This is a genomic window from Sphingosinicella sp. CPCC 101087, assembly GCF_004151485.1.
GTDB lineage: Bacteria > Pseudomonadota > Alphaproteobacteria > Sphingomonadales > Sphingomonadaceae > Allosphingosinicella.
Map to the genome: position 1 here is coordinate 86,323 of NZ_SBFF01000010.1, position 23,079 is coordinate 109,401.

At 66.8% G+C, this 23,079-nt stretch carries 20 protein-coding genes; 12 read left to right on the top strand and 8 right to left on the bottom strand.

Annotated features, from left to right (window positions below):
* Positions 1-7: 7 nt before the first annotated feature.
* From EKM57_RS16175 to thrS, 3 genes are all read right to left on the bottom strand, one after another.
* Entirely contained in the window at positions 8-2,794 is a 2,787-nt protein-coding gene (locus EKM57_RS16175) for a TonB-dependent receptor (RefSeq protein WP_129793556.1), read from the bottom strand.
* A gap of 447 nt (positions 2,795-3,241) precedes the next feature.
* Entirely contained in the window at positions 3,242-3,784 is a 543-nt protein-coding gene (gene infC, locus EKM57_RS16180; protein ID WP_129793703.1) for a translation initiation factor IF-3, read from the bottom strand.
* A gap of 145 nt (positions 3,785-3,929) precedes the next feature.
* A complete protein-coding gene (gene thrS / locus EKM57_RS16185; RefSeq protein ID WP_129793557.1) occupies positions 3,930-5,933 on the bottom strand; it encodes a threonine--tRNA ligase in 2,004 nt (667 codons plus the stop codon).
* 197 nt (positions 5,934-6,130) lie between these two features.
* On the opposite strand from thrS, the gene EKM57_RS16190 reads away from it, so the two are divergent.
* Both EKM57_RS16190 and EKM57_RS16195 read left to right on the top strand, forming a co-directional pair.
* Positions 6,131-6,871 (top strand): carboxylesterase, encoded by a 741-nt coding sequence (locus EKM57_RS16190; protein WP_129793558.1) that lies wholly within the window; start codon positions 6,131-6,133, stop codon positions 6,869-6,871.
* Positions 6,868-7,734: a lipopolysaccharide assembly protein LapB gene (locus tag EKM57_RS16195; protein ID WP_206185470.1), complete on the top strand. Its 867-nt coding sequence runs from the start codon at positions 6,868-6,870 to the stop codon at positions 7,732-7,734. The genes EKM57_RS16190 and EKM57_RS16195 overlap by 4 nt, the downstream gene beginning before the upstream one ends.
* Here the strand turns inward: EKM57_RS16195 and EKM57_RS16200 are convergent.
* On the bottom strand, positions 7,722-8,450 hold the full coding sequence (locus EKM57_RS16200; protein WP_129793559.1) for an SIMPL domain-containing protein: 729 nt from the start codon (positions 8,448-8,450) through the stop codon (positions 7,722-7,724). The two genes, EKM57_RS16195 and EKM57_RS16200, sit on opposite strands and share 13 nt — an antisense overlap.
* A gap of 372 nt (positions 8,451-8,822) precedes the next feature.
* Between EKM57_RS16200 and EKM57_RS16205 the strand changes: the two genes are divergently transcribed.
* From EKM57_RS16205 to EKM57_RS16220, 4 genes are read left to right on the top strand one after another with little or no spacing between them, the layout of a single operon-like run.
* Positions 8,823-9,239: a VOC family protein gene (locus EKM57_RS16205; RefSeq protein ID WP_129793560.1), complete on the top strand. Its 417-nt coding sequence runs from the start codon at positions 8,823-8,825 to the stop codon at positions 9,237-9,239.
* On the top strand, positions 9,236-10,315 hold the full coding sequence (locus tag EKM57_RS16210) for a nitronate monooxygenase family protein (RefSeq protein ID WP_243451090.1): 1,080 nt from the start codon (positions 9,236-9,238) through the stop codon (positions 10,313-10,315). Before EKM57_RS16205 ends, EKM57_RS16210 begins: the two co-directional genes overlap by 4 nt.
* A gap of 9 nt (positions 10,316-10,324) precedes the next feature.
* Complete coding sequence (gene gloB / locus EKM57_RS16215) at positions 10,325-11,053, top strand: hydroxyacylglutathione hydrolase (protein WP_129793561.1); 729 nt, start codon at positions 10,325-10,327, stop codon at positions 11,051-11,053.
* A 50-nt stretch (positions 11,054-11,103) separates the two neighbouring features.
* Entirely contained in the window at positions 11,104-11,502 is a 399-nt protein-coding gene (locus tag EKM57_RS16220; RefSeq protein WP_129793562.1) for a hypothetical protein, read from the top strand.
* 218 nt (positions 11,503-11,720) lie between these two features.
* Here EKM57_RS16220 and EKM57_RS16225 read toward each other — a convergent pair whose 3' ends face one another.
* The 4 genes from EKM57_RS16225 to EKM57_RS16240 all read right to left on the bottom strand — a co-directional run bounded on the left by EKM57_RS16225 (position 11,721) and on the right by EKM57_RS16240 (position 16,840).
* A complete protein-coding gene (locus tag EKM57_RS16225; RefSeq protein WP_129793563.1) occupies positions 11,721-13,517 on the bottom strand; it encodes a long-chain fatty acid--CoA ligase in 1,797 nt (598 codons plus the stop codon).
* A gap of 122 nt (positions 13,518-13,639) precedes the next feature.
* Entirely contained in the window at positions 13,640-15,343 is a 1,704-nt protein-coding gene (ggt, locus tag EKM57_RS16230; RefSeq protein ID WP_129793564.1) for a gamma-glutamyltransferase, read from the bottom strand.
* Positions 15,344-15,498: 155 nt separating this feature from the next.
* Positions 15,499-15,720: a DUF2061 domain-containing protein gene (locus EKM57_RS16235; protein ID WP_129793565.1), complete on the bottom strand. Its 222-nt coding sequence runs from the start codon at positions 15,718-15,720 to the stop codon at positions 15,499-15,501.
* A gap of 61 nt (positions 15,721-15,781) precedes the next feature.
* Positions 15,782-16,840, bottom strand: a complete 1,059-nt coding sequence (locus tag EKM57_RS16240) for a quinone-dependent dihydroorotate dehydrogenase (protein ID WP_129793566.1) — start codon at positions 16,838-16,840, stop codon at positions 15,782-15,784.
* 362 nt (positions 16,841-17,202) lie between these two features.
* On the opposite strand from EKM57_RS16240, the gene EKM57_RS16245 reads away from it, so the two are divergent.
* The 6 genes from EKM57_RS16245 (at position 17,203) to EKM57_RS16270 (ending at position 23,075) form a co-directional block, all read left to right on the top strand.
* Positions 17,203-17,613 carry an Rrf2 family transcriptional regulator gene (locus EKM57_RS16245; protein ID WP_129793567.1) on the top strand — a complete coding sequence of 137 codons (411 nt, stop codon included), beginning with the start codon at positions 17,203-17,205 and terminating at the stop codon, positions 17,611-17,613.
* Positions 17,610-19,097: a Fe-S cluster assembly protein SufB gene (gene sufB, locus EKM57_RS16250; RefSeq protein ID WP_129793568.1), complete on the top strand. Its 1,488-nt coding sequence runs from the start codon at positions 17,610-17,612 to the stop codon at positions 19,095-19,097. The genes EKM57_RS16245 and sufB overlap by 4 nt, the downstream gene beginning before the upstream one ends.
* Positions 19,098-19,532: 435 nt before the next feature.
* Positions 19,533-20,285, top strand: a complete 753-nt coding sequence (sufC, locus tag EKM57_RS16255; protein ID WP_129793569.1) for a Fe-S cluster assembly ATPase SufC — start codon at positions 19,533-19,535, stop codon at positions 20,283-20,285.
* Positions 20,282-21,370 carry a SufD family Fe-S cluster assembly protein gene (locus EKM57_RS16260; RefSeq protein WP_129793570.1) on the top strand — a complete coding sequence of 363 codons (1,089 nt, stop codon included), beginning with the start codon at positions 20,282-20,284 and terminating at the stop codon, positions 21,368-21,370. The genes sufC and EKM57_RS16260 overlap by 4 nt, the downstream gene beginning before the upstream one ends.
* Positions 21,352-22,584 carry a cysteine desulfurase gene (locus tag EKM57_RS16265; protein ID WP_243451091.1) on the top strand — a complete coding sequence of 411 codons (1,233 nt, stop codon included), beginning with the start codon at positions 21,352-21,354 and terminating at the stop codon, positions 22,582-22,584. Before EKM57_RS16260 ends, EKM57_RS16265 begins: the two co-directional genes overlap by 19 nt.
* Entirely contained in the window at positions 22,581-23,075 is a 495-nt protein-coding gene (locus tag EKM57_RS16270; protein ID WP_129793571.1) for an SUF system Fe-S cluster assembly protein, read from the top strand. Before EKM57_RS16265 ends, EKM57_RS16270 begins: the two co-directional genes overlap by 4 nt.
* Positions 23,076-23,079 lie beyond the last annotated feature (4 nt).

Below are 23,079 nucleotides of genomic sequence, written 5' to 3' on the forward strand. Positions count from 1 at the left end.
GGAAAGCCTAGAACCGGAATCGTCCGGTGATTCCGTAGGTGCGCGGCTCGGCCAGGAAGCTCGTGAAGATCTGGGTCCCGGTGGCGAAGTTCGGCGCACCGAACGCGGCAACTTGCGCCCGGCTGTTCGCGCCCTGGAACGGCGTGTTGAACGCCACCTGCTGATAGTTGGTGTCGAACAGGTTCTGCGCCCACAATTCGATCGCCCAGCGCTGGCCGTCGCCGCGGATGCCGACACGCGCATTGACCACGACGAACGCGTCCTGCTCCTTTTCGGGGAACAGGTCGGACCCCGTGTTGAAGTCCGACGTCATGCGGCCATCGACGTAGAGCAGCCCGGAAAGGCCGCTCGACCCGATCGGGGGCGTCCAGGCCATCGACGCCGTCGCGACATGTTCCGGCGCATTGGACATGTTCTGGCCGGGTAGCAGGAAGAGGAACGGGTCGAGCGGCTCTCCCTCGGAGCTTCCGATCAGATTGTCCTCATATTCGGTCTTGGCATAGGTGTAGCCGGCCGTGAAGGTGAGGTCCGGCATCGGATTGAGGACCGCCTCCAGCTCGAGCCCGGTCGAGGTCACGCCCGATTGCACGTCGTCCGGATCGCAGGCGCCGGTCGCGCCGGAAGGATCCCGGTCGGCGCCACCCAGGTCGGTCCCGCAGCTGTTGATGTTCTGCACGATGAAGACCGTGCCGTTGAACGTGTTCAGCTGGAAGTCGCGGAATCGCTGGTGGAATATCGCGGCATTGAAGGTGAAGTTGCGCCGGGTCAGCTTCATGCCCACCTCGAAGGCGTTCACGACCTCCGGAGCGAAGCGCAGGTTCGCCGCGTCGGCATTGCTGCGCGGGAACAGAGCGGTCCCGAGGTCGGAGCGGTCGAGATTGTATCCGCCCGCTTTGTAGCCGCGCGAATAGCTCGCGTAGAATAGCTCGCGCGGGCTCGGTTGGTAGGACAGGATGCCGGTCCCGGTGAATTCGCCCTCGCTGAACTCGTCCTCGAGATCGAGGGCGTTCAGCGACGAGCTCGAATTGCCCGTGCAGCTCAGGGTGATGATTCCGCCCGCGGTCGCTGCGAGGGCCGGATTGGCGAGCAGCGGGCCCAGCAGCGCCTGCTGCTGGGGGCAGATGGTGTTGTTGTTGTTGAAGCTGGCGTCGAACTCCTTGTGCTCGCGCGTGTACCGCAAGCCGACCGTCACCGCCCATTGGTCGGTGATGTTGAAGATGTTGTGCGTGAATAGCGCCCAGTTGCGGCTGTCCTGATTGTAGATCGAGCCATTGTCACCCAGGTCGCGCAGGTTCGTGAGGTTGTCGAGCGCGGTGAGCAGGATCGGCGTTGCCGGCCCGAAGGCCGGGGGAATTCCCGGGACGAGTCCGGAAACGAGGGCCCTTCCCGTCGGCGAAAGGCAGGCGGGCTGGGCCGGATCGAGGAAGGGGAACAGGCCCGACGGTTCGACACCGGTGCCGGCGAGGGCGCGGCAGGCGGCGAACGGGCCATATTGGGTGCCGAATTTCAGGTTATCGACGATGCGCAGGTCTTCCTTGGCGAAATAGCCGCCGACCAGCCAGTCGAGCTTGCCGTCGAACGCCGAGCCCTGGAGGCGCAGCTCCTGCGTGAAGGTGCGGAAGCGGCGCTCGGCATTGCCGTCGTCGTCGCGATAGAGAATGTCGACATTGCCGTAATCGAGATCGCCCGCGCCCTCGGAGCTGTAGCCGCGATAGGCGGTGATCGAGGTCAGGGTGGCGCCGCCGAAGTCATAGTCGATCTGGCCGGACACGCCCCAATCGGTGGTGTCGTTGCGGAAGGTGCGCCCGGGAGAGACCGCGAGCTGGCGATTATACGGATCGCCTTCCGATGGCAGGATCCCGCCCATCCGACGCAGGATCGTGACGATCCGGTTCTCCCGCGTCGCATATTCATAGTCGCCCGGTGACCCCGGAGTCGGATCGAAGCTCTCGCGGGTCTCGACATAGACGGCGCCGCAGCAGCTCTCGTCGCGGGTGGTATAGTCGCCGATCAGGCGGACCGACAGCGAGTCGTTGGGCTCGTAGAGCAGCTGCCCGCGAACGAACAGGCGGTCGCGGTCGTTGACGTCCGATTCGGTTCCGCCGGATGGATTTACGACCTCGTAGAAGCCGTCGCGGCGATTGTAGACCGCGTCGATGCGGAAGGCGAGGTCCTCGCTGATCGGCCCCGTCACCCCGCCCGCGGCACGGATATTGTCGTAATTGCCGTAGGTCAGCTCGGCAAAGCCGCCAAACTGGAATTCCGGCCTCCGCGTGATGATGTGGATGAGTCCCGCCGATGCATTCCGGCCGAACAAAGTGCCCTGCGGCCCGCGGAGCACTTCGACCCGCTCCACCTCGCCGAGCTCGTTGAGGCCGATGCCGCTGCGCGAGCGGTAGACGCCGTCGATGAAGACGGCGACGGAGCTTTCGAGGCCCGGATTGTCGCCGACAGTGCCAATTCCCCGGATACGGGCGGACCCGTTCGCCTCCGTCCCGGTCGAAGAGACCAGGAGGGAAGGCGCGAGCTGGTTCAACTGACGGATGTCGTTGGCGCCGCTATTTTGCAGCTGCTCGCCGCCGACAGCCTGGACCGCGAGCGGCACGTCCTGGAGAAGCTGGCGGCGGCCCTGGGCGGTGATGACGATGCTCTGCTCGCCTGCAGCGGCCTGGTCGTCGACCGCGGCATTCTCGGCCCCGCTGGTGCTGGTGGCGGCCGGCTCCTCGTCCTGCGCATGAGCCGGCGAGGCAATCGCCGCGAGTCCCGCGGACAGCAGCCAGAAAGTCTTGGACATCAGCTTCCCCTCCCAAGGAATGGCTATTTTCCCCGAGAGGTACCGCGATGCGACAGTTGCGCCAACGAAAAATCCGCAGTTTCCCGTAGGTTTGGCGCCGTTCATTGCAAATCCGCAACAGATGCGTTGCATCTTGAAACGGGGCTGAAAAGGTGCCGCTACGGAAAGCTGGCCTCGCCGCCGCTCGACCAGAATTCGTCGATCAGCCGCAAAAGGCCGAAACGACGCGCTGGCGCGGTCCGGAGCCGCTGCAAGGGCTAGTTCGCTGCGCCCGCGGGGATGCGCCGGCGGTGCGCATGACGCATCCGCCGGCCGAATCATCGCTTCTCCGGTCTGGATCGGAAGCTTTCGGGCAGGACTCGTTCAGAGGGAATCGGTGCGGGTTCCAGAAGGTCGGAAGCGCGACATTTCCGAGTCGGCGGGCTCCGCCGTCCGACTCGAAAGCCTCTAGCGGGGCGCGAGCACCATCAGCATCTGGCGCCCTTCCATGCGCGGATGCTGCTCGACCTTGGCGATCTCGGCCACGTCGGCCTGGACCCGCTGCAGCAGCTGCATGCCGAGCTCGCCATGGGCCAGCTCGCGTCCGCGGAAGCGCAGGGTGACCTTCACCTTGTCGCCTTCCTCGATGAACTCGTGGATCTTGCGCATCTTCACGCCATAATCGTGGTCGTCGATGTTCGGACGCATCTTGATCTCCTTGATCTCCTGCGTCTTTTGCGACTTCCGGGCGAGATTGGCCTTCTTCTGCGCCTCATATTTGTACTTGCCGACGTCAAGGAACTTGCAGACCGGCGGATCGGCATTGGGCGACACCTCGACGAGGTCGAGGCCGGCCTCCTGGGCCTGTTCGATAGCTTCGGCGGTGAGGAGGACTCCGAGATTGTCGCCATTCTCGTCGATCACGCGCACGCGCGGCACGGAGATGAGCTCGTTATAGCGAGGGCCGCTGAGCGGCGGGGCGGCGGAGCGCCTGGCAAGGGGAGGACGTATGTTGCTGTCTCCTGATGTGTAAAGGTCACTCACCTAGTGAATCGCACGGCCGATTGAAAGATGCGCGCGCTTGTGCCGTGCACGAATTTCGCCCGCGCGTTTCCGATGCGCCGCAGATTCGACCTTCGGCGGCCTCGGGTCTCGCTCAGCGTTCGTCCGGTGCCAGCGCCTCGGTCTTCAGCCGCGCGATTGCCGCCTCCAGCGGAAGGACCTCCTGGCGTGCGTCGGCGCCGAGCGGCCGCAAGGCGACGGTGCGCTCGTCGGCCTCGCGTCGTCCGATGACGAGGAGATACGGCACCTTGCGCAGTGAATGTTCCCGCACCTTGTAGTTGATCTTCTCGTTGCGCAGGTCTGCTTCGACGCGCAGGCCGGCAGCCGCCAGCGCATCCGTCACCTCACGGGCATATTCGTCGGCATCGGAGACGATCGTCGCCACCACCGCCTGCACCGGCGCCAGCCAGAGCGGGAACTTGCCGGCATGATGCTCGATCAGGATGCCGATCATTCGCTCCATCGATCCGAGAATCGCCCGGTGCAGCATCACGGGCACATGCTTCTCGCCGTCCTCGCCGATATAGAAGGCGCCCAGCCTTGCCGGCATGACGTAGTCGAGCTGGATCGTTCCCACCTGCCAGGTCCTGCCGATCGCGTCGGTCAGGTGGAATTCGAGCTTGGGCGAATAGAAGGCGCCCTCGCCCGGAAGCTCCTCCCAGCCATATTCCGGCCCGGCCCGGCCGGCGAGCCGGACCGCTTCGCGCAGGTCCTGCTCGGCCTTGTCCCACATTTCGTCGGTGCCGAAGCGCAGCTCGGGCCGAAGCGCCAGCTTGATGGCATAATCGGGGAATCCAAGATCGCGATAGACGGTGTCGAGCAGGTCGCAGAACAGTCGCACTTCCTCGACGATCTGATCCTCGCGGCAGAAGATGTGGGCGTCGTCCTGGGTGAACTGTCGCACGCGCAGGATTCCGTGCAGCGCGCCGTGCGGCTCGTTGCGGTGGCAGCATCCATATTCCGCCAGGCGGATCGGCAGGTCGCGATAGGATTTGATTCCCTGTCGGAAGATCAGGACATGCGCCGGGCAGTTCATCGGCTTCAGCGCCATCAGCGCGCCTTCGCCCTTCAGGATAGGCTCGTCCTCCTCGGTACCCGGAATCTCGTCCGGCACGACGAACATGTTCTCGCGATACTTACCCCAGTGGCCGGACTGCTCCCACTGGCGCGCGTCCATCAACTGAGGAGTCTTCACCTCGCGATAGCCCGCCGCGTCGAGCCGGCGCCGCAGATAAGCTTCGAGCTGGCGCCAGACGATATAGCCGTTGGGGTGCCAGAAAACCGAACCATGCGCCTCGGCCTGGAGGTGGAACAGGTCCATCTCCGCGCCGATCTTACGATGGTCGCGCTTCGCGGCTTCTTCCAGCCTGACGAGATACGCGTCGAGCTGCTTGCGATTGAGCCAGCCCGTCCCGTAGATGCGCGACAGCATCGGCTTCGAAGGATCGGCTCGCCAATAGGCGCCGGAGACGCGGGTCAGCTTGAAGGCGTTCGGATCGAGCTTACCGGTGGAGGCGAGGTGCGGGCCGCGACACATGTCCAGCCAATCCTCCCCGGAGCGGTAGACAGTCAGCTCCTCATGCTCGGGAAGCTCCTGCGCCCACTCAGCCTTGAAGCTTTCGCCATGCGCCTTGAACCACTCTATCAGCTGTTCGCGCGTCCACACCTCACGCACCAGCGGCTTGTCGGCACGGATGACGCGGCGCATCTCCTCTTCGATCGCCGGCAGGTCCTCCTCGGTGAACGGCCCGCGATCCGGCGTCGGGGCGAAATCGTAGTAGAATCCGTCGTCCGTCGCCGGCCCGAAGGTGATCTGGGTTCCGGGAAAAAGATTCTGGACGGCCTCGGCCAGGACGTGGGCATAATCGTGGCGCACCAGCTCGAGCGCGGCCGCTTCGTCCTTGGCGGTGACGATCGCCAGCTCGGCGTCGGCGTCGATCGGCCGGCCGATATCGCGCACCTCGCCGTTCACGCGCGCCGCCAGCGCCGCCTTCGCCAACCCTGGCCCGATCGCCGCGGCGATATCGGCCGGCGTCGTGCCGGGCTCGACTTCCCGCACCGATCCGTCGGGAAGCGAGATTTTGATGAGCTCGGTCATGCGGCTGCTGGGCTCCGGGATTCTGGTTGAGGGGCGCGCATTAGATAGGGCCGGGGACCTGTCAAGCAAACCGCTGGCTTCCGAGCGGCCGCCATGTTCGCGCACCGCTCCCTTCACCATGTGATCGAGGACCCGTTTGTGGCCGTCTCGCAGGCCGAGAGGTTCCGTCCCGCCGGCAAACGGTCTAGGCGCCGCCCATGGACAGGATCGATTATCTCGACGTCGGCGACGGCGTCCTCCTCGCCTATCGCCATCGCCCGGGCCGCGGGCCGACCCTGCTGTTCCTACCGGGCTACATGTCCGACATGGAAGGCGGCAAGGCCACCGCGCTCGACGCTTGGGCGGCCACGCAGGGGCGGGCGATGCTGCGCTTCGATTATGCGGGGTGCGGTGCGAGCGGGGGCGAGTTCGAGGCGCAGACCTTGCACGACTGGCGCCGCGACGTCCTCGCGATGATCGACCGAGTCGTCGAGGGACCGGTCGTGCTCGCCGGCTCCTCTATGGGCGGCTGGCTGATGCTGCTCGCGGCGCTGGCCCGGCCCGAGCGGGTTGCCGGCCTCGTCGGAATCGCCCCGGCGCCGGATTTCACCAGCTGGGGCTTTACCGAGGAGCAGAAGCTCACCATCCTGCGCGAAGGCAGGCTGGTCGAGCCGAACCCCCATGGCGAGCAGCCGATCGTCACCACCCGCGCCTTCTGGGAGAGCGGGGAGGCGCTTCGCTTGCTGCACGGGCCGGTCGCGCTCGACTGCCCGGTTCGGCTGCTTCATGGCCAGCGCGACGAGGACGTGCCCTGGACCTGGTCGCTCGAGATCATGAACCGCCTGCGTTCAGGCGACGTGCAGACGATGCTGGTCAAGGAGGGCGATCATCGCCTTTCGCGCGATTCCGACCTTGCTTTGCTGATAGCGACGGTCGCAGCCTTGATGGAGCCGATGTGATCGCGATCCTGCTGGCGCTCGCCGCGCTTGCCCAGAATGAAGTCCCGGCCGGCCAGCCCGCACCACCGGCTCCGGCGGCAGATGCCGTCGAAGCTGCCCGGCAAGCGCGCTTCGCCTCGTGCAGCGCCATGGTCCGCGTCGATTCGGCTCGCGCCGTCGACATTGCCAATGCCTGGCGGCTCGAAGGCGGTGGCCTCCTGGCCCGCCAGTGCCTCGGTCTGGCTTATGTCGCTCAGCAGCGCTGGGCCGAGGCGGCAAGGGTGTATGAGGAGGCGAGCCGCGACGCCGATCTCGCCCGCGACTCCCGCCGCGCCGACCTTTGGGTGCAGGCGGGCAACGCCTGGCTTGCCGGCGGCGAGCCGACCCGCGCGATCATGGCGCTGGATGCGGCCCTCGCCACGACCGATCTCAGCGACGAGCTGCGCGGCGAGGTCCATATCGACCGAGCCCGGGCCATGGTCGCGCTCGACAATGCGGCGGGTGCGCGCCAGGATCTCGATCGGGCTCTCGCGCTCGTGCCCGCCGATCCGTTCGGCTGGTACCTCTCGGCCGCACTCGCGCGACGCCAGGGCGACCTGGACCGAGCCCGCACCGACATCGCGAAGGCGATGGACATTGCCCCCGACGATCCGGACATAGCCTTGCTGGGCGGCACGATCGCTGGCCTGGCCGGCGACATGGCCGAGGCGGAAAGGCTCTATCGCCGCGTCGCAGAGGGCGCGCCGGACAGCGCAGCCGGGCGGGCAGCGCGGGAGAGCCTGGAGACCCTGCGTGAGGTGGAGGGTCCAGCGAGTTCGGCTGCGCCTACCCAGACCACCCCCGTGGCCCGGACGGAGCCGCCGCGTCCGCCTCAATCGAGATAGAACTCGATCGTCGTCACCACTCGCACTTTCTGAAAGGGCGAGTCGCGGCCGCCATAGCCATCCTCGACCGAATCGCCATCGCGCGGCCCGATCGAGAAATAACCCTGCGTCGCCGATCTTATCCCGCCGACGCCGGTGCCCGAATCGCTGGCGAAGCGCTCGGCGCCGCGGCGGGCATCCTGGGTCGCCTCCGCGATCATCTCCGGCTTGATCGCGTTCAGCCGGGTGAAGACATATTGCATCGCCGATCCCTCCTGGATCGCGACTCCGCGGCGGATCAGGTCGAATTGGCGGGCATAAGTCTGGCGCGCGCGCATGACGTCCGTCGTTCGTAGCTGGATGCGGCGGTTGATGGTGACGTTGTTCTCGCCGCGATTGCTGTCGAAATACTGGGTCACCGATCCGCCGGCATCGGTCACCGCGTCGGCAGGGAAGCCGGCGGCACGGAAGAATTGGACGACGGTGGCCGCGTCTCGGTCGATCTCGGTCTGGACCGCTGCCAGTTCGGTGCCCTGGGCGGTGAAGTTGACCGTCCAATTGGCGAGGTTGGCGGTCACGTCGCGCTCGGCGAGGCCGCGCACGGTCACCGCCCGGTCGGCCATCCTGGCCCGGCGCAGCCCGTCCCCGAGCAGATAGCCGCCGATGACAATTCCGACCGCCAGCACAAGCGCGGCGATCAGGGTGACGTTGCGGTCCGGCCTGGAAACGTCAGCCATGTGACCTGCCCCTTCTTCAACGCGGGAGATCCGCACGTTCTGGGAAATCGCATTGTGTCGATGAACCGTGCATTTATGAGGATCAACGGTTCTGGTCGGCGATCTCCTCCAGCACCTCGGAGCGCTGCGCCGCCAGCCGAGCGCAACGGGCGTTCCGGGAGACGCCGGGAAACCTGATTACGGCGAGCGCCAGAAATTCCTCCGATAGACCAACCAAGTTTGCTGTGCCTGCTCACCCGCATCGTCGCCCCGACTGGGGCTCTCCTGGAACAAAACAGGATAATCTCGGACACGCGCGGCGGACCGCGGGCTGGCCCCGACCGGCGGAAAGGCCTATTCGGGCGGCAAGCATTCCCCTTGGCAGGTGCCCCGATGAAATATCTCCACACGATGATCCGCGTCTCCGATCCCGAAGAGACGATCCGCTTCTTCGAGCTTCTCGGCCTGAATGAGGTGCGGCGGATGGACAGCGAGCAGGGCCGCTTCACCCTCATCTTCCTCGCCGCGCCCGGCAACGAGGACGCCCAGGTCGAGCTCACTCACAATTGGGATGAGAAAGGCTATGGAGAGGGCCGCAATTTCGGCCACATCGCTTATGAGGTGGACGACGTCTACGCCACATGCCGGCGGCTGATGGAGGCCGGCGTCACGATCAACCGGCCGCCGCGCGAGGGCCGCATGGCGTTCGTCCGCACGCCCGACGGAATCTCGATCGAGCTGCTCCAAAAGGGCGGCAACCTGCCCGTCGAAGAGCCCTGGGCGTCGATGCCGAACGTCGGCCACTGGTGAGCGGGTCCGGCGCCTGGCCCGACGCGCGCTTCGCGGCGCTGCTCGGCAGTCGCCACCCTATCATCGCCGCACCGATGGCCGGCGCAGGCGGCGTAGCGTTGGCGGCCGCCGCGATCGAGGGCGGCGGCGTCGGGTCGCTGCCCTGCGCCATGTTGACGCCGGATACGGTGCGGGAGCAGGTCGGAGAGGTGCGGAACCGCTGCGCCGGTCCGCTCAATCTCAACTTCTTCTGCCATCGCCTGCCCGAGGCGGCCGACCTCGGCGCGTGGCGTGAGCTTCTCCGCCCCTTCTATGCGGAATATGGCCTTGCCCCTTCCGAGGCCGAGGCGCCGGTGCGCCGGCCGTTCGACGAAGCCATGTGCGCGGTCGTCGAAAAAGTGCGTCCCGAACTGGTCAGCTTTCACTTCGGCCTGCCCGACGCCGCGCTGCTGCAACGCGCGAAGGCGAGCGGCGCACGAATTCTCGCTACCGCGACGACGATATCCGAGGCGCGGGTGCTGGCAGGGCGGGGTGTCGACGCGATCGTTGCCCAGGGCTGGGAAGCGGGCGGGCATGCCGGCCGCTTTCTCGGCGCCCCCGCCGACGAGCAGATGGGCCTGTTCGCACTCCTGCCGCAGATCGTCGACGCGACCGGGCTTCCGGTGGTCGCCGCCGGCGGGATCGCCGATGCCCGCGGAGTCGCCGCCGCCTTGATGCTGGGCGCGGCAGCGGTCCAGATCGGCACCGCATATCTGCGCTCACCCGAGAGCCTGATCGGCTCCGCGCATCGCGGCGCGCTCGAAACCGAGCTTGCGGAGCGGACGGCCTTCACCAACCTGTTCAGCGGCGGGCTCGCGCGCGGGCTGCCGACGCGGCTTACCGAGGCGCTCGGGCCGGTGCGGCGGGAGGCGCCGCCTTTTCCGCTCGCCAGCGCTGCGCTGGCGCCGCTCGCCCGGGCCGCGGCGGAGCGCGGCGAGACCGGATTCACGCCGATGTGGTCGGGACAGTCGGCGCGGCCGGCCCCGGAGCTCCCGGCGCGTGAGCTCACGGCTCGGCTGGCCCGGGAAGCGCTGGCGCTGCTGCGCGGCAGGGAGTAACGGCCGAACATGCTCGAGATCGCGCGAATCCCCGCCCTCAGCGACAATTATGTGTGGCTCGCGCACGAGCCGACCTCCGGCGAGACCGTCGTAATTGATCCGGCGGTCGCCGAGCCGGTGCTCGAAGAGGCGGCACGACGCGGCTGGCGCGTCACCCAGATCTGGAACACCCATTGGCACCCCGATCACACCGGCGGCAACGAGGCGATCAAGGCGGCGACCGGCGCGAGAGTGACCGGACCGGCGGCCGAGGCGGAGCGGATCCCCACCCTCGATCGGCAGGTGAAGGAAGGGGACAGGGTGGCAATTGGCGGTCTCGAGGCGCAGGTCCTGGAAGTGCCCGCGCATACTGCCGGCCACATCGCCTATCATCTCGCAGAGGAAGGCCTGATCTTCGTCGGCGACACCTTGTTCGCGATGGGCTGCGGCCGTCTCTTCGAGGGGAGCGCCGGGCAGATGCACGCCAACCTCCAGCGCCTCGCCGCGCTTCCCGAAGACACCGAGGTGTATTGCGCGCACGAATATACCCTCTCCAACGGCCGCTTTGCCCTCACCGTCGAGCCGGAGAACCAAGCGCTCGCCCAGCGGATGGAGAAGGTCGAGTCGGCACGAGCAGCCGGTGAGGCGACCGTGCCGACGACGATCGGCCTGGAACGCGCCACCAATCCGTTCGTGCGAGCCGCGACGGTCGAGGAGTTCGCGCGACGGCGTGAGGCCAAGGACGGCTTCCGCGGCTGAAGAGGGGGAGCCAAGTCGGCCGCGGAACGTTGATTTCGGAGGAGGCCAGCATGAAGACATTCGTCGCGGTCGCTGCAGCCGGTCTGCTGGCCGGCTGCATGAACCAGGAACCGGTCGAGCTCTCCGCCGACGCGCAGGCCGAGCTTGCGAGCGAGCTCGAAGGCCGAACCGCGGGCGCGCCGGTGCCCTGCGTCAATCAGCGCGACATTCGCGGCAACCGATCCGTTGGGGAAGGCGTGCTTCTGTTCGACGGCCCGAGCGACATCGTCTACGTCAACCGGCCCGCAGGGGGCTGCCCGAGCCTGGACTATGGTCGTGCCCTGAGAACCCGGACGACGAGCACTCGGCTCTGCCGCGGCGATATTGCCGTCGTGTTCGATCCCACAACCGGGATGGAATATGGCGGCTGCGGCCTGGGAGACTTCGTGCCCTATCGCCGGGCGGGATAGCGGCTCCGAAGTCCGAAATCGCGCGGAGAGGGAAAGTCGTAGAACGCCGACTTCGCACGTCATAGCCGCTTTCGGGGGTGAAGCGCGGGCGGCACGGCCGGGCGCAGGCCCGGATGCCTCCGGCAGCGCCTCGCCGAACAAACCTCGCGGCCGCTGCGAGCTAGGCCGTCGGGACAGGTGCTGGGCGCAGCATTGACGGCTGCCGCGCCTTGCGAGCTCTATTTACGGTACAACGCGTCCAATCGCTCGCCATAGACGGCCTTGATGACGTGGCGACGGATCTTGATCGACGGCGTCAGCTGCTCGTTCTCGACCGTGAACGGCTCGTCGGCGACGATGAAGCGGCGGACCTTCTCGATCACCGACAGCTCGGCATTCACCCGGTCCACGGCCGCGGCGAGGGCGCGGACGAAATCCGGATCGGTCTTCATCCGCTCGAAGTCGCAGCTGCGGCGGTTCGATGCGCACCAGTCCGCCGACCATTCGGGATCGGGCACGATCAGCCCTACCAGATACGGACGCTTGTCCCCGACCACCATCGCCTGGAGGATTTCGGACTGCAGCGTCAGCATGCCCTCGACCTTCTGCGGCGCGACATTGTCGCCTTTGTCGAGGACGATGATGTCCTTCTTTCGGTCGGTGATGACGATCCGACCCTTCTCGTCGAGATGGCCGACATCCCCAGTGTGCAGCCAGCCGTCCACCAGCGTCCGCTCGGTCTGCGCCGTATTGCGCCAGTAGCCGTGCATGACCAGCTCGCCCCGGACGAGGATCTCGCCGTCGTCGGCAATCCTCACCTCGGTGTTCCCGAGCGGCGGACCGACCGTGTCCATCTTCAGGCCGACGCGCGGGCGGTTGCAGCTGATCACCGGCGCCGCCTCGGTCTGGCCGTAGCCTTGCAGCAAGGTGATGCCGAGCGAATGGAAAAAGATGCCGACCTCCGGGTTCAGCGGCGCGCCGCCCGACACCATCGCCTTGATTCGCCCGCCGAACCGTGCCGCCACCTTCGGCCGGAAGGTCTTGGCCAGGAACAGATCCATCGGCCGGTCCAGCAGGGGAATGGATCCCGCATAGTCCTTGGCGCCGATGGCGAGCGCTCGCCGCAGCAGGTAGCTGGCGAACGCGCCCTGCTTCTCCACGCTCTTGAGGATACGCTGGCGCAGCACCTCGAACAGGCGCGGGACCACGACCATGATCGTCGGTCGCACTTCCTCGATGTTCGATGCCAGCTTCTCCAGGCCTTCCGAATAATAGATCTGCGCGCCGAGCCCGATCGGGAAAAGCTGCCCGCCGGTATGCTCATAAGCATGGCTCGCCGGAAGGAAGGAAAGGAAGGTTTCGTCGCCCCAGCCGAAATCCTCCGCGATCAACGCGGTGCAACCCTCGATATTGTGGAGGATCGCGCCGTGATGCTGCATCACGCCGCGCGGCGCGCCGCCCGTACCCGACGTGTAGATGATGCAGGCGAGGTCCTCGCGCCGGAAGTCGGCGGCGGACGCGCAGCCCTCGACGTCCGCAGCTTCCGCCTCGATCAGCGCCGACCAGTCGTGCATCCCGACGTTGCCGGCCTGGCCCTGCCCGGAAGGAGGCGCCTCCATCATCACGACATGCTCGCAAATCGAGCTGCGAACGGTGGCGGGGAGCAGCGGCTTCGCCAGCTTCTGGGTCGACACGATCACCGCGCGCGCGCCGCTGTCGTCCAATATGTGCTGGTGGTCGCGCTCCATGTTGGTCGTGTAGGTCGGCACGGTGACGCAGCCGGCGGCCATGATCGCCAGATCGGAGATCAGCCATTCCGGCCGATTCTCCGAAACCAGCATCACCCGGTCACCCTTGTCCAGGCCGAGCCGCTTCAGCGCTGCAGCGAGCCTCGCTACCTTGTCGGCGGCTTCGTTCCAGCTGATCGGGCGCCAGGCGCCCTGTCGCTTCGCCCACAGGAATGGGGCGTCGCCTTGCTCGCGGGCACGGGCGAAGAACATCGTCACCAGGTTGGGAAAGTGTTCGAGCTGGCGCATCACCCCTCCCCGGAAGCGCTCCGGCGTCCTCTTTTCGCGCCTTTCCTAGAGCCTGATCCTCCGGGGTGGAAGCACTTCGCTATTCCGGCTCCGGGTCCGATCGTGCCCGAATCGGACAATCGTCATTCGACGATCCCTACGCCCTCGCTACGTGGGTCGGCGGCGCCCACCCAGCGGCCGCCCACCCGTTCCACTGCATTCGCCTTGTAACCCGGCTCGACCAGGGCGACGTCGTGGCCCATCGCGCGGAGCGGCTCCGCCAGGGATTCGAACGCAGTGGCGCGCTCGATCAGGACGCGGTCTCCCAGGCCCATCACCTGAGGCATCGCGATCGCCTCCTGCGCCGACATGTCCCAGTCGAGGACGCCGATCAGCGCCTTGGCCACCTGGGCCACGATCGTCGTCCCGCCCGCCGCGCCGATCGCGATCCGGACCTCGCCGTCCGGTCCGTAGACGATGGTCGGCGACATCGAGCTCATCGGCCTCTTGCCGCCCTCCACCCGGTTCGCCACCGGTGCTCCGTCCTCCTCGGGCGCGAAGCTGAAGTCGGTCAGCTCGTTGTTCAGGAAATGGCCGTTGACGGTGAGGCCGGAGCCCCAGGCGCCTTCGATCGTCGAAGTGTAGGAGGCGACGTTCCCGGCGCCGTCGACCGCGACGAAATGAGAGGTGGAGGGCACTTCGGCGGCAACCCCCGGCGTGCGTGCCCGCGCCCCCGGCGGCCGCCCCGGCGCGGCATGCGCCATGGCCCGGTCGGGCGAGATCAGGGCCGAGCGCGAAGCGAGATAGTCCTCGTCCATCAGGCCTCGGAACGGCACTTCGACGAAGTCGGGATCGCCGACATAGGCGTCGCGGTCCGCATAAGCGAGCCGCATCGATTCGGCGATCAGATGCCAGGCACGCGGATTCTCGCGCCCGAGCGCGCGCAGGTCGAACCGCTCCAGCTGCTTCAGGATCGCGAAGACGGTCGTCCCGCCCGACGAAGGCGGGCTCATCCCGCAGATCCGGTATTGGCGGTAGCGGCCGCACAGCACCGGCCGCTCGTGCGCCCGGTAAGTGGCAAGGTCGTCCCGGGTCATCGGCGAAGGGTTGCGCTCGGCCGTCCGCACCGTCCGCACCAGCGCCTCGGCGGCGGCGCCCGTGTAGAAATGCTCCGGACCGCGCGCCGCCACCTGCTCGAGCAGGGCGGCGAGCTCCGGATTGCGCACCAGGGTTCCGACCGGCTTGGGTTGCCCGTCCGGCTGATAGAATTGGGTCCTGCCCCAGGCGGTCAGCCGCGCCCGCGCATCTGGATTGGAAAGCCCCCGATGCAGACGCGGCGTGATTTGGAAACCGTCGCGGGCGAGCCGGATCGCGGGCGCGAACAGCCGCGCCCAGGGTAGCCGCCCGTGCCGCTCGTGCGCCATCTCGATCAGCCGAAGATTGCCCGGCACACCGACACTGAGTCCACCCGGGATCGCGTCCCGGCGGCCGCGCGGCCGCCCTTCCGCGTCCAGGAAATAGGCGGGTGTCGCCGCCGCGGGCGCGGTTTCGCGCCCGTCGAAGCCGGTCAGCTCCCCGCTATGCTCGTCATGATGGACGAGGAAGCCGCCTCCGCCGATCCCCGACGATTGCGGCTCGACCACGGTGAGGGCGAGCATCACCGCCGCGGCGGCGTCGGCGGCGTTGCCGCCGGCGCGCAAGATCTCCATCCCGGCTTCGGCGGCCCGCGGGTCCGCGGCGGAGATGGCGCCGCGTGCGGCCGAGGCGCCTGCCGGATCGGCGGTGGCGGGCTGGGTGGCGCAGGCGCCGAGCAGCAGGGCGAAGACGAGGAGAAGGCGCTGGAGCATGGGGGTCGCTTAGAGCATCGCGCGGTAAAGTGGGAACCATGAAATGGCCTTGACTGCCCAACGTAGCCCCGGCCACGCCTGGAGCCGAGACGCTCAATTCCATTCGCGACTGGCGATGTGATTACAAAGAATGGCGCGTTGGCCCCGCCAGGCCCTCAGGCGTGGGTGGCCCGCCGCCATGGACCGCCGAACGCAAGCCGCCCCTTCTTCTTCCACGCTTTCTCGTGGAAGAAGAAGGCCACGGCGTTGAGACACGGCTCGATGAGGGCGATTCCGCCGGCGATCGCCACCGATCCGGTCAGGACATAAGCGACGCTGAACCCGATCGTCAGATGGATGGCGAGATATGTGAACGTCTTGGCGAGGTCGGCGGACATGTCTTTTCTCCGCCTGCAGAAATGTGGAGGTGCCGGCGCGGGTTCCAGCGGATTTTCCCGTTCACACTGATCGATCGGGTCCGACTTCGGCACCTACGGCATCGCTGAGTCGGGCGAAGCCGTTCAGCGTCATGAGCCGCCTCAGCTCGCCGAGAATTCGGGCCGCCAGCCCCGGGCCCTCATAGACCAAGGCGGTATAGAGCTGGACCAGACTGGCGCCGGCGCGAATCCGGTCGAAGGCATCGACGCCGTTCTCGATTCCCCCGACGGCCACCAACGGCAAGGCTCCGCCGGTTGCCCGGCGAAAGCCGCGCAGGCGCTCCAGCGCGAGAGCCTTCAGCGGCGCGCCCGAGAGGCCGCCGGCCTCGTTGCGGTGGCGAGACCGGAGCACCGGCCGGCTCACCGTGGTATTGCCGACGATCAAGGCATCGACCCTCGCGTCGATCGCGGCTCTGGCGATACCCTCTATCTCCGCCGGCTCCAGGTCCGGCGCCACCTTGAGGAAGACGGGCGGTCCGGCGCCGCGCGCTTCCATGACGGCGACAAGCAGCGCCTCGAGCGCCGCCCGATCCTGCAGCGCCCGCAGGCCCGGCGTGTTGGGCGACGAGATGTTGATCGTCAGATAGTCGCCGACACCCAGGGCCGCCAGAACGCCGGCGCCATAGTCGGCGATCCGGTCTGGGCTGTCCTTGTTCGCGCCGACATTGATCCCGACTATGCCGCGGTGACGCGCGTGCGCGGGCGGCTCAAGCCGCGCCAGCGCCGCAGGCTGTCCGTCGTTGTTGAAGCCCATCCGGTTGATCACGGCGCGATCCTCGGCCAGCCGGAACAGCCGCGGCACGGGATTGCCTTGCTGGGGCCTCGGCGTCAGCGTGCCGACCTCGACGAAACCGAATCCGAATCCCAGCATCTGCCGGAATACCTCGGCATTCTTGTCGAAGCCGGCCGCCAGTCCGACCGGATTGGGAAAGACCAGGCCGGCGACCTCGATCGAGAGCATCGGATCGGGCTTGGGCGGCAGGCCCGGCGGAAGCAGCTTGAGCGCGCGGATCGTCAACCGATGCGCCCGCTCCGCATCCAGCGCGAAGGCGAACGGCCGCACGAGGGGATAAAGCGCCATGGCCCGCGGCTATGGCAAAGCCGGGGCGGGCGGTCAAAGCACCGGCTTGCGTCTTGCTCGTCGCTCCGGCGAGGGCCGGGAATCAAGCGCACGCCTCACCCGAAAGATGCGCTCGCACGGCGCATTGGTCATGTGGCGGACCCCGCCTTCCCGCATGGACCGGACACGACGCGGGATCCACTCGGATGCCACCCGTGCTGGCATGATGGTCTTGGTGCAGACGCTTCGTCATCTTGCGCGTTGCCGCAGCGAGAGCTCGCGCAAACTCTTCGCTTCCCTTTCACCACCTTCCCCAAGCCGCTTGATTCTCCGCCCTTTCGCGCCCAAATGCCCAATCGGAACGAAACAGTCCGATTGGAATCATGCGTCTCACCAGCCTTGCCGATTATGCCGTGGTGATGATGGCCGCGGCCGCCCGCCATCCGGCCGGGGCACGGCTGTCGGCGACCTTGCTCGCCGAGGAGACGGGTGTGCCTCTGCCGACCGCCCAGAAGCTGACCGGACGGCTCGCCGCGGCCGGGCTGCTCGAGACCGCCCGGGGCACCGGCGGCGGATTCCGGCTCGCACGCGGCGCGGACGCGATCAGCCTTGCCGATGTTGTCGAGGCCGTAGAGGGACCGATTGTGATGACCAGCTGCGTCGATACCGAGCGTCACGAATGCGCGCTGGAGGGCGGCTGCCAGGTCCGGCCGCATATGGGGGTGGTCAACAGCACCGTTCGCGGCGCGCTCGCAGGTCTCAGCCTGTCCAGTCTTGCAGAGGTGAAGTCATGAATCGGCCCGAGGACATCGACGTCCGCAACCGCGAGGCGCAAGAGGCGGTCGACCGCGCCTCGACCTACGAATGGGGCTTCACCTCCGACATCGAGCAGGAGTTCGCGCCCAAGGGTCTGAACGAGGAGACGGTCCGCTTCATCTCGGCCAAGAAAGGCGAGCCCGAATGGATGCTCGACTGGCGCCTCAAGGCCTATCGAGCCTGGCTGGGGATGCAGGAGGTGACCTGGGCGAAGCTCGACATCCCCACGATCGATTTTCAGGACGCTTATTATTATGCCGAGCCGAAGGCGAAACCGACGCTCGCCTCCCTGGACGAGCTCGACCCCGAGATCCGCCGCACCTACGAGAAGCTCGGCATTCCGATCGAGGAGCAGAAGGTGCTCGCTGGCGTCGAGGGCGCGCGAAAGGTCGCGGTCGACGCGGTGTTCGACAGCGTCTCCGTCGCCACGACCTTCCGCGAGGAGCTGAAGAAGGCGGGCGTCATCTTCCTCTCCATCTCCGAGGCGATCCGCGAGCATCCCGATCTCGTTCGCAAATATCTGGGCTCGGTCGTGCCGCAGCGCGACAATTATTTCGCCTGCCTCAACAGCGCGGTCTTCTCCGACGGGACCTTCGTCTACATCCCAGAGGGCGTGCGCTGCCCGATGGAGCTCAGCACCTATTTCCGGATCAACGCTGCCAATACCGGCCAGTTCGAGCGTACCCTGATCGTCGCCGACAAGGGCAGCTACGTCTCCTATCTGGAAGGCTGCACCGCGCCGATGCGCGACGAAAACCAGCTTCACGCCGCCGTCGTCGAGCTCTACGCCCACGACGATGCCGAGATAAAATATTCAACCGTCCAGAACTGGTATCCCGGCGATGCCGAGGGGAAGGGCGGCATCTACAATTTCGTCACCAAGCGCGGGATGTGCGCGGGGGCGCGCTCGAAGATCAGCTGGACCCAGGTCGAGACCGGCTCGGCGATCACCTGGAAATATCCTTCCTGCATCCTCAAGGGCGAAAGCAGCGTCGGCGAATTCTATTCGGTCGCGCTGACCAACAATCGCCAGCAGGCCGATACCGGCACCAAGATGATCCATATCGGCGCCAACAGCCGCTCGACCATCGTGTCGAAGGGGATCAGTGCCGGCCGCTCCAACAACACCTATCGCGGCCTCGTCCGGGTCAATGGCGGCGCGGAGAATGTCCGCAACTTCACCCAGTGCGACAGCCTGCTGCTCGGCGACCAGTGCGGCGCCCACACCGTTCCCTATATCGAGGTCCGCAACCCCACCGCGCAGATCGAGCATGAGGCGACGACCTCCAAGATCAGCGACGACCAGCTCTTCTACGCGATGAGCCGCGGCCTCCCCCAGGAGGAGGCGGTCGCCCTGATCGTCAACGGCTTTGCCCGCGAGGTGCTTCAGCAGCTGCCGATGGAATTCGCCGTCGAGGCGCAGAAGCTGCTGGGGATCAGCCTGGAGGGGAGCGTGGGATGAGCATCCTTTTTGAACTATCGCTCGCTTTTGCCACCGTCCAAACAGGCGGAGCAGGTAGCGCGCCTTTATTTGGACGTTTCGCTGAAATTGGGGTGCCGTACGTTCAATGTGTCCAAAGTCGAGGCCATCGAGAAAATGTGATCGTCCCGGCCCAAGGGTCCGATATGAGTTGGGCGAGCGCGCGAGCTGCTTTTCGGCAACAACATGGAGCCGACGACACGGATTGCCGATTCTACACGACCCACGACCGGCTCACCCGCTTGGTCAGTCAGAGATACCCTGCCTTTGACGAAAGACTTGTAGGTTTCATCGTCCATAGTGCGCTTGCCGATCTTCAGCGGACAGGATCTCGTCTGGAAAACCTTGAGCGGCTGACAGCAAACGGTTTGCCGCTCGCACCGCCCGCACCGCCTCCCTCGCCAGTGGTCCGAGACAATGCTCAAAATCGATAACCTCCACGCCACCGTCGACGACAAGCCGATCCTCAAGGGGATCAGCCTTGCCATCAATGCGGGCGAGATCCACGCCGTCATGGGCCCGAACGGCTCGGGCAAGTCGACTCTGTCCTACGTCCTCGCCGGCCGACCCGGCTATGCGGTGACCGAAGGCTCGGTGACGCTCGACGGCGAAGATCTGCTCGAGCTCGACCCGCACGAGCGCGCGGCCAAAGGCATGTTCCTCGGCTTCCAATATCCGGTCGAGATTCCCGGCGTGTCCAACGTCCAGTTCCTGCGCACCGCGCTCAACGCCCAGCGCAGGGCGCGCGGCGAAGCCGAGCTTTCCGCCGGCGAGTTCCTTCGTGTCGCGCGCGAGCAGGCCGATGCGCTCGACCTGTCGATGGACATGATGAAGCGCGGCGTGAACGTCGGCTTCTCGGGCGGCGAGAAGAAGCGCAACGAGATGGTCCAGATGGGGATCATCGATCCGCGGCTGGCGATTCTCGACGAGACCGATTCCGGGCTCGACATCGACGCCCTTCGCGTCGTCGGCCAGGGCATCAACCGGATCATGCGCAAGCCGGACAAGGCGGTCCTGCTCATCACCCATTACGAGCGCCTCCTCGAGATCGTCGAGCCGGACTTCGTCCACGTTCTCGCCGGCGGCCGGATCGTCCGCTCGGGCGGTCCGGAGTTGGCGCACGAGCTCGAGCGCGAAGGCTATGGCGCGATGGCGGAGGCGGCGGCGTGAGCCTGCTGACTCTTCCCTCCAACCGGGAGGAAGGCTGGCGCTGGAGCGATCTCTCCGCGCTGCCCCAGCTTTCCGAGCGTGAACCTACCGGGCGGGTCCCCACCGATCTTCCCTGGATCGCCTGTGAGCGCGAGGGCCCGCGCCTGCTCTTCGTCGACGGCCGGCTCGACGAGACACGCAGCCGCCTCGGACCCGTCGAGATCGGCCCGGTCGACGTCACGGCGTCGGATCATCCGCTGGCGCGCCTTGCGGGCCGTTCCGGCTGGCGCCTGCGCCTCGGGCTCGACCATGCCCCGCATGGGCTCGTCCAGATCGTCCATGTCTCGACCGGAGCCGCCGACCATCTGGCGGCGCAGATCGAACTCGATGTCGATGCTCAGGCCTCCATCTGCGAGACCTTCATCGGCGAAGGCTGGGCCAATCGGCTCACCGGTATTCGGCTGTTCAAGGGCAGCCGCCTGATGCTCAGCCGCCGCCTGCTTGGCGCTTCCGGTTTCATCAGTCAGGTTGACCACGCCCAGGTCGGCCAAGGGGCGAGCCTCGTGGTCGCGAGCCTCGCCGCCGGCGGTACGGACACGCGCCTCGACGGCCATTACGCCCTGGATGGCGAAGCAGCCTATGCCGAGGCCTCCTCCGCTCTGCTCGCCCGCGGCCGGCAGCGCCATGACGCCAATGTCGTGGTCCGGCATGCCATGCCGAGCGGCGTGAGCCGCCAGGTCTGGCGATCGGTCGCCGACGATCGTGCGGCCTGCTCGGTCGCGGCGCGGGTCGAGGTCGCGCGCCATGCCCAGAAGACCGACGGCGAGCAGTCGCTCAAGGGCCTGCTTCTCGCCCGTTCGGCGACGATCAACGCCAAACCCGAGCTCGAAATCTTCGCCGACGACGTCAAATGCGCCCATGGCGCCACGGTCGGCGAGCTCGACCGCAATGCCCTTTTCTATCTCGGGAGCCGCGGCGTCTCCCCCGATGAGGCCCGTGCCCTGCTCACCCGCGCCTTCGTCGCCGACGCGCTCGACCGGATCGGCGAAGAGGAGGTGAAGGCGGCCTTCTACGCGGATGTCGAGACATGGTTCGCAGGCCGGTGATGGACGCGGCCGTCTCCACACGCCCGCTCGACTGGCTCGCCGATTTTCCGGCGATTCCCGACGGCTGGGCCTATCTGGACAGCGCTGCGACCGCGCAGAAGCCTCAGCCGGTGATCGATGCGATCCATCGCGCTTACTCCGAAACCTATGCGACCGTTCATCGCGGCGTTTACCAGCGCTCGGCCGACATGACCCTGGCCTTCGAGGCCAGCCGCCGCCGCGCCGCCCGGTTCATCAACGCCGCCTCGCCCGAGGAGGTCGTTTTCGTCCGCGGCGCCACGGAGGGCATCAACCTGGTCGCGCAAAGCTGGGGCGGCGCCAACCTGAAACCGGGCGACCGGATCATGCTTTCGGTGCTGGAGCATCATTCCAACATCGTGCCCTGGCAGCTGACCGCCGAGCGCACCGGCGCGGCAATCGACGTCGCTCCCCTCACCGCCGACGGCCGGATCGATCTCGATGCGCTCGAAGCGATGCTGACGGAGCGGCACAAGCTCGTCGCCCTCGCCCATGTCTCCAACGTCCTGGGCTCGGTGCTCGATGCGAAGCGCGCGGCCCGCCTTGCCCATGAGGTCGGCGCAAAGCTTCTGCTCGATGGCTGCCAGGCGGTGCCGCGCATGCCGGTCGACGTCGCGGAGATCGGCTGCGACTTCTACGTCTTCTCCGGCCACAAGCTCTACGGCCCCACCGGCATCGGCGTGCTGTGGGCCCGCGGCGAGATTCTGGCGGGCATGCCGCCCTGGCAGGGTGGCGGCGCAATGATCGACAAGGTGACGTTCGAGCGCACCACCTATGCACCGCCGCCGGCACGATTCGAGGCCGGGACCCCACACGTCGTTGGCGTCATCGGGCTCCACGCGGCGATCGACTATGTCGATTCCATCGGCCTCGACTCGATAGCCGCCCATGAGAGGGCACTGGTCGATGAGGCGCGGGGCGCTCTCTCCAGCCTCAACAGCGTCAGGCTCTTCGGGCCCGACGACAGCGCCGGGATCGTCAGCTTCGCGGTCCAAGGGGTGCATCCGCACGATGTAGGCACCATATTGGACGAGAGCCGGGTGGCGATCCGCGCCGGCCATCATTGCGCCCAGCCGCTCATGGCTCATCTCGGGGTGGACGCGACGGCGCGGGCGAGCTTCGGGGTCTATAATGGCCGGCAGGATGTCGAAGCGCTGGTGCGCGGCATCGAAAGGGTGACGAGAATTTTCGGATGAACGAGCAGCGCAGGATCGAGACCGAGGAAGTCGAGGAAGTGGCCAAGCCGCCGAAGGCACGCGTCGACGACGCACCGGCCGGAGCCGGCGAAAGCGCCACCGATACGTTCGCGCGCAAGCGCGATTATCTGGAAGGCTTTCTTTCGCAGGCTCCGCGGCCGGCCGAACCGGAGGTCGAGACGCCGGGCGGCGATCTCTACGAGCGGGTGATCGAGGCGCTGAAGGAAATCTACGATCCCGAGATACCGGTGAACATCTACGATCTCGGACTCATCTACGGCGTGGAGATCACGCCCGATCATCACGCCCGTGTCACCATGACGCTGACCACGCCGCATTGTCCGGTCGCCGAATCGATGCCGGGCGAGGTCGAGCTTCGCGTCGGCGCGGTTCCCGGAATCGGCGACGCCGAGGTCGAACTCGTCTGGGATCCGCCCTGGGACCCTCAAAAGATGAGCGACGAGGCGAAGCTGGAGCTTGGGATGCTGTAACAAT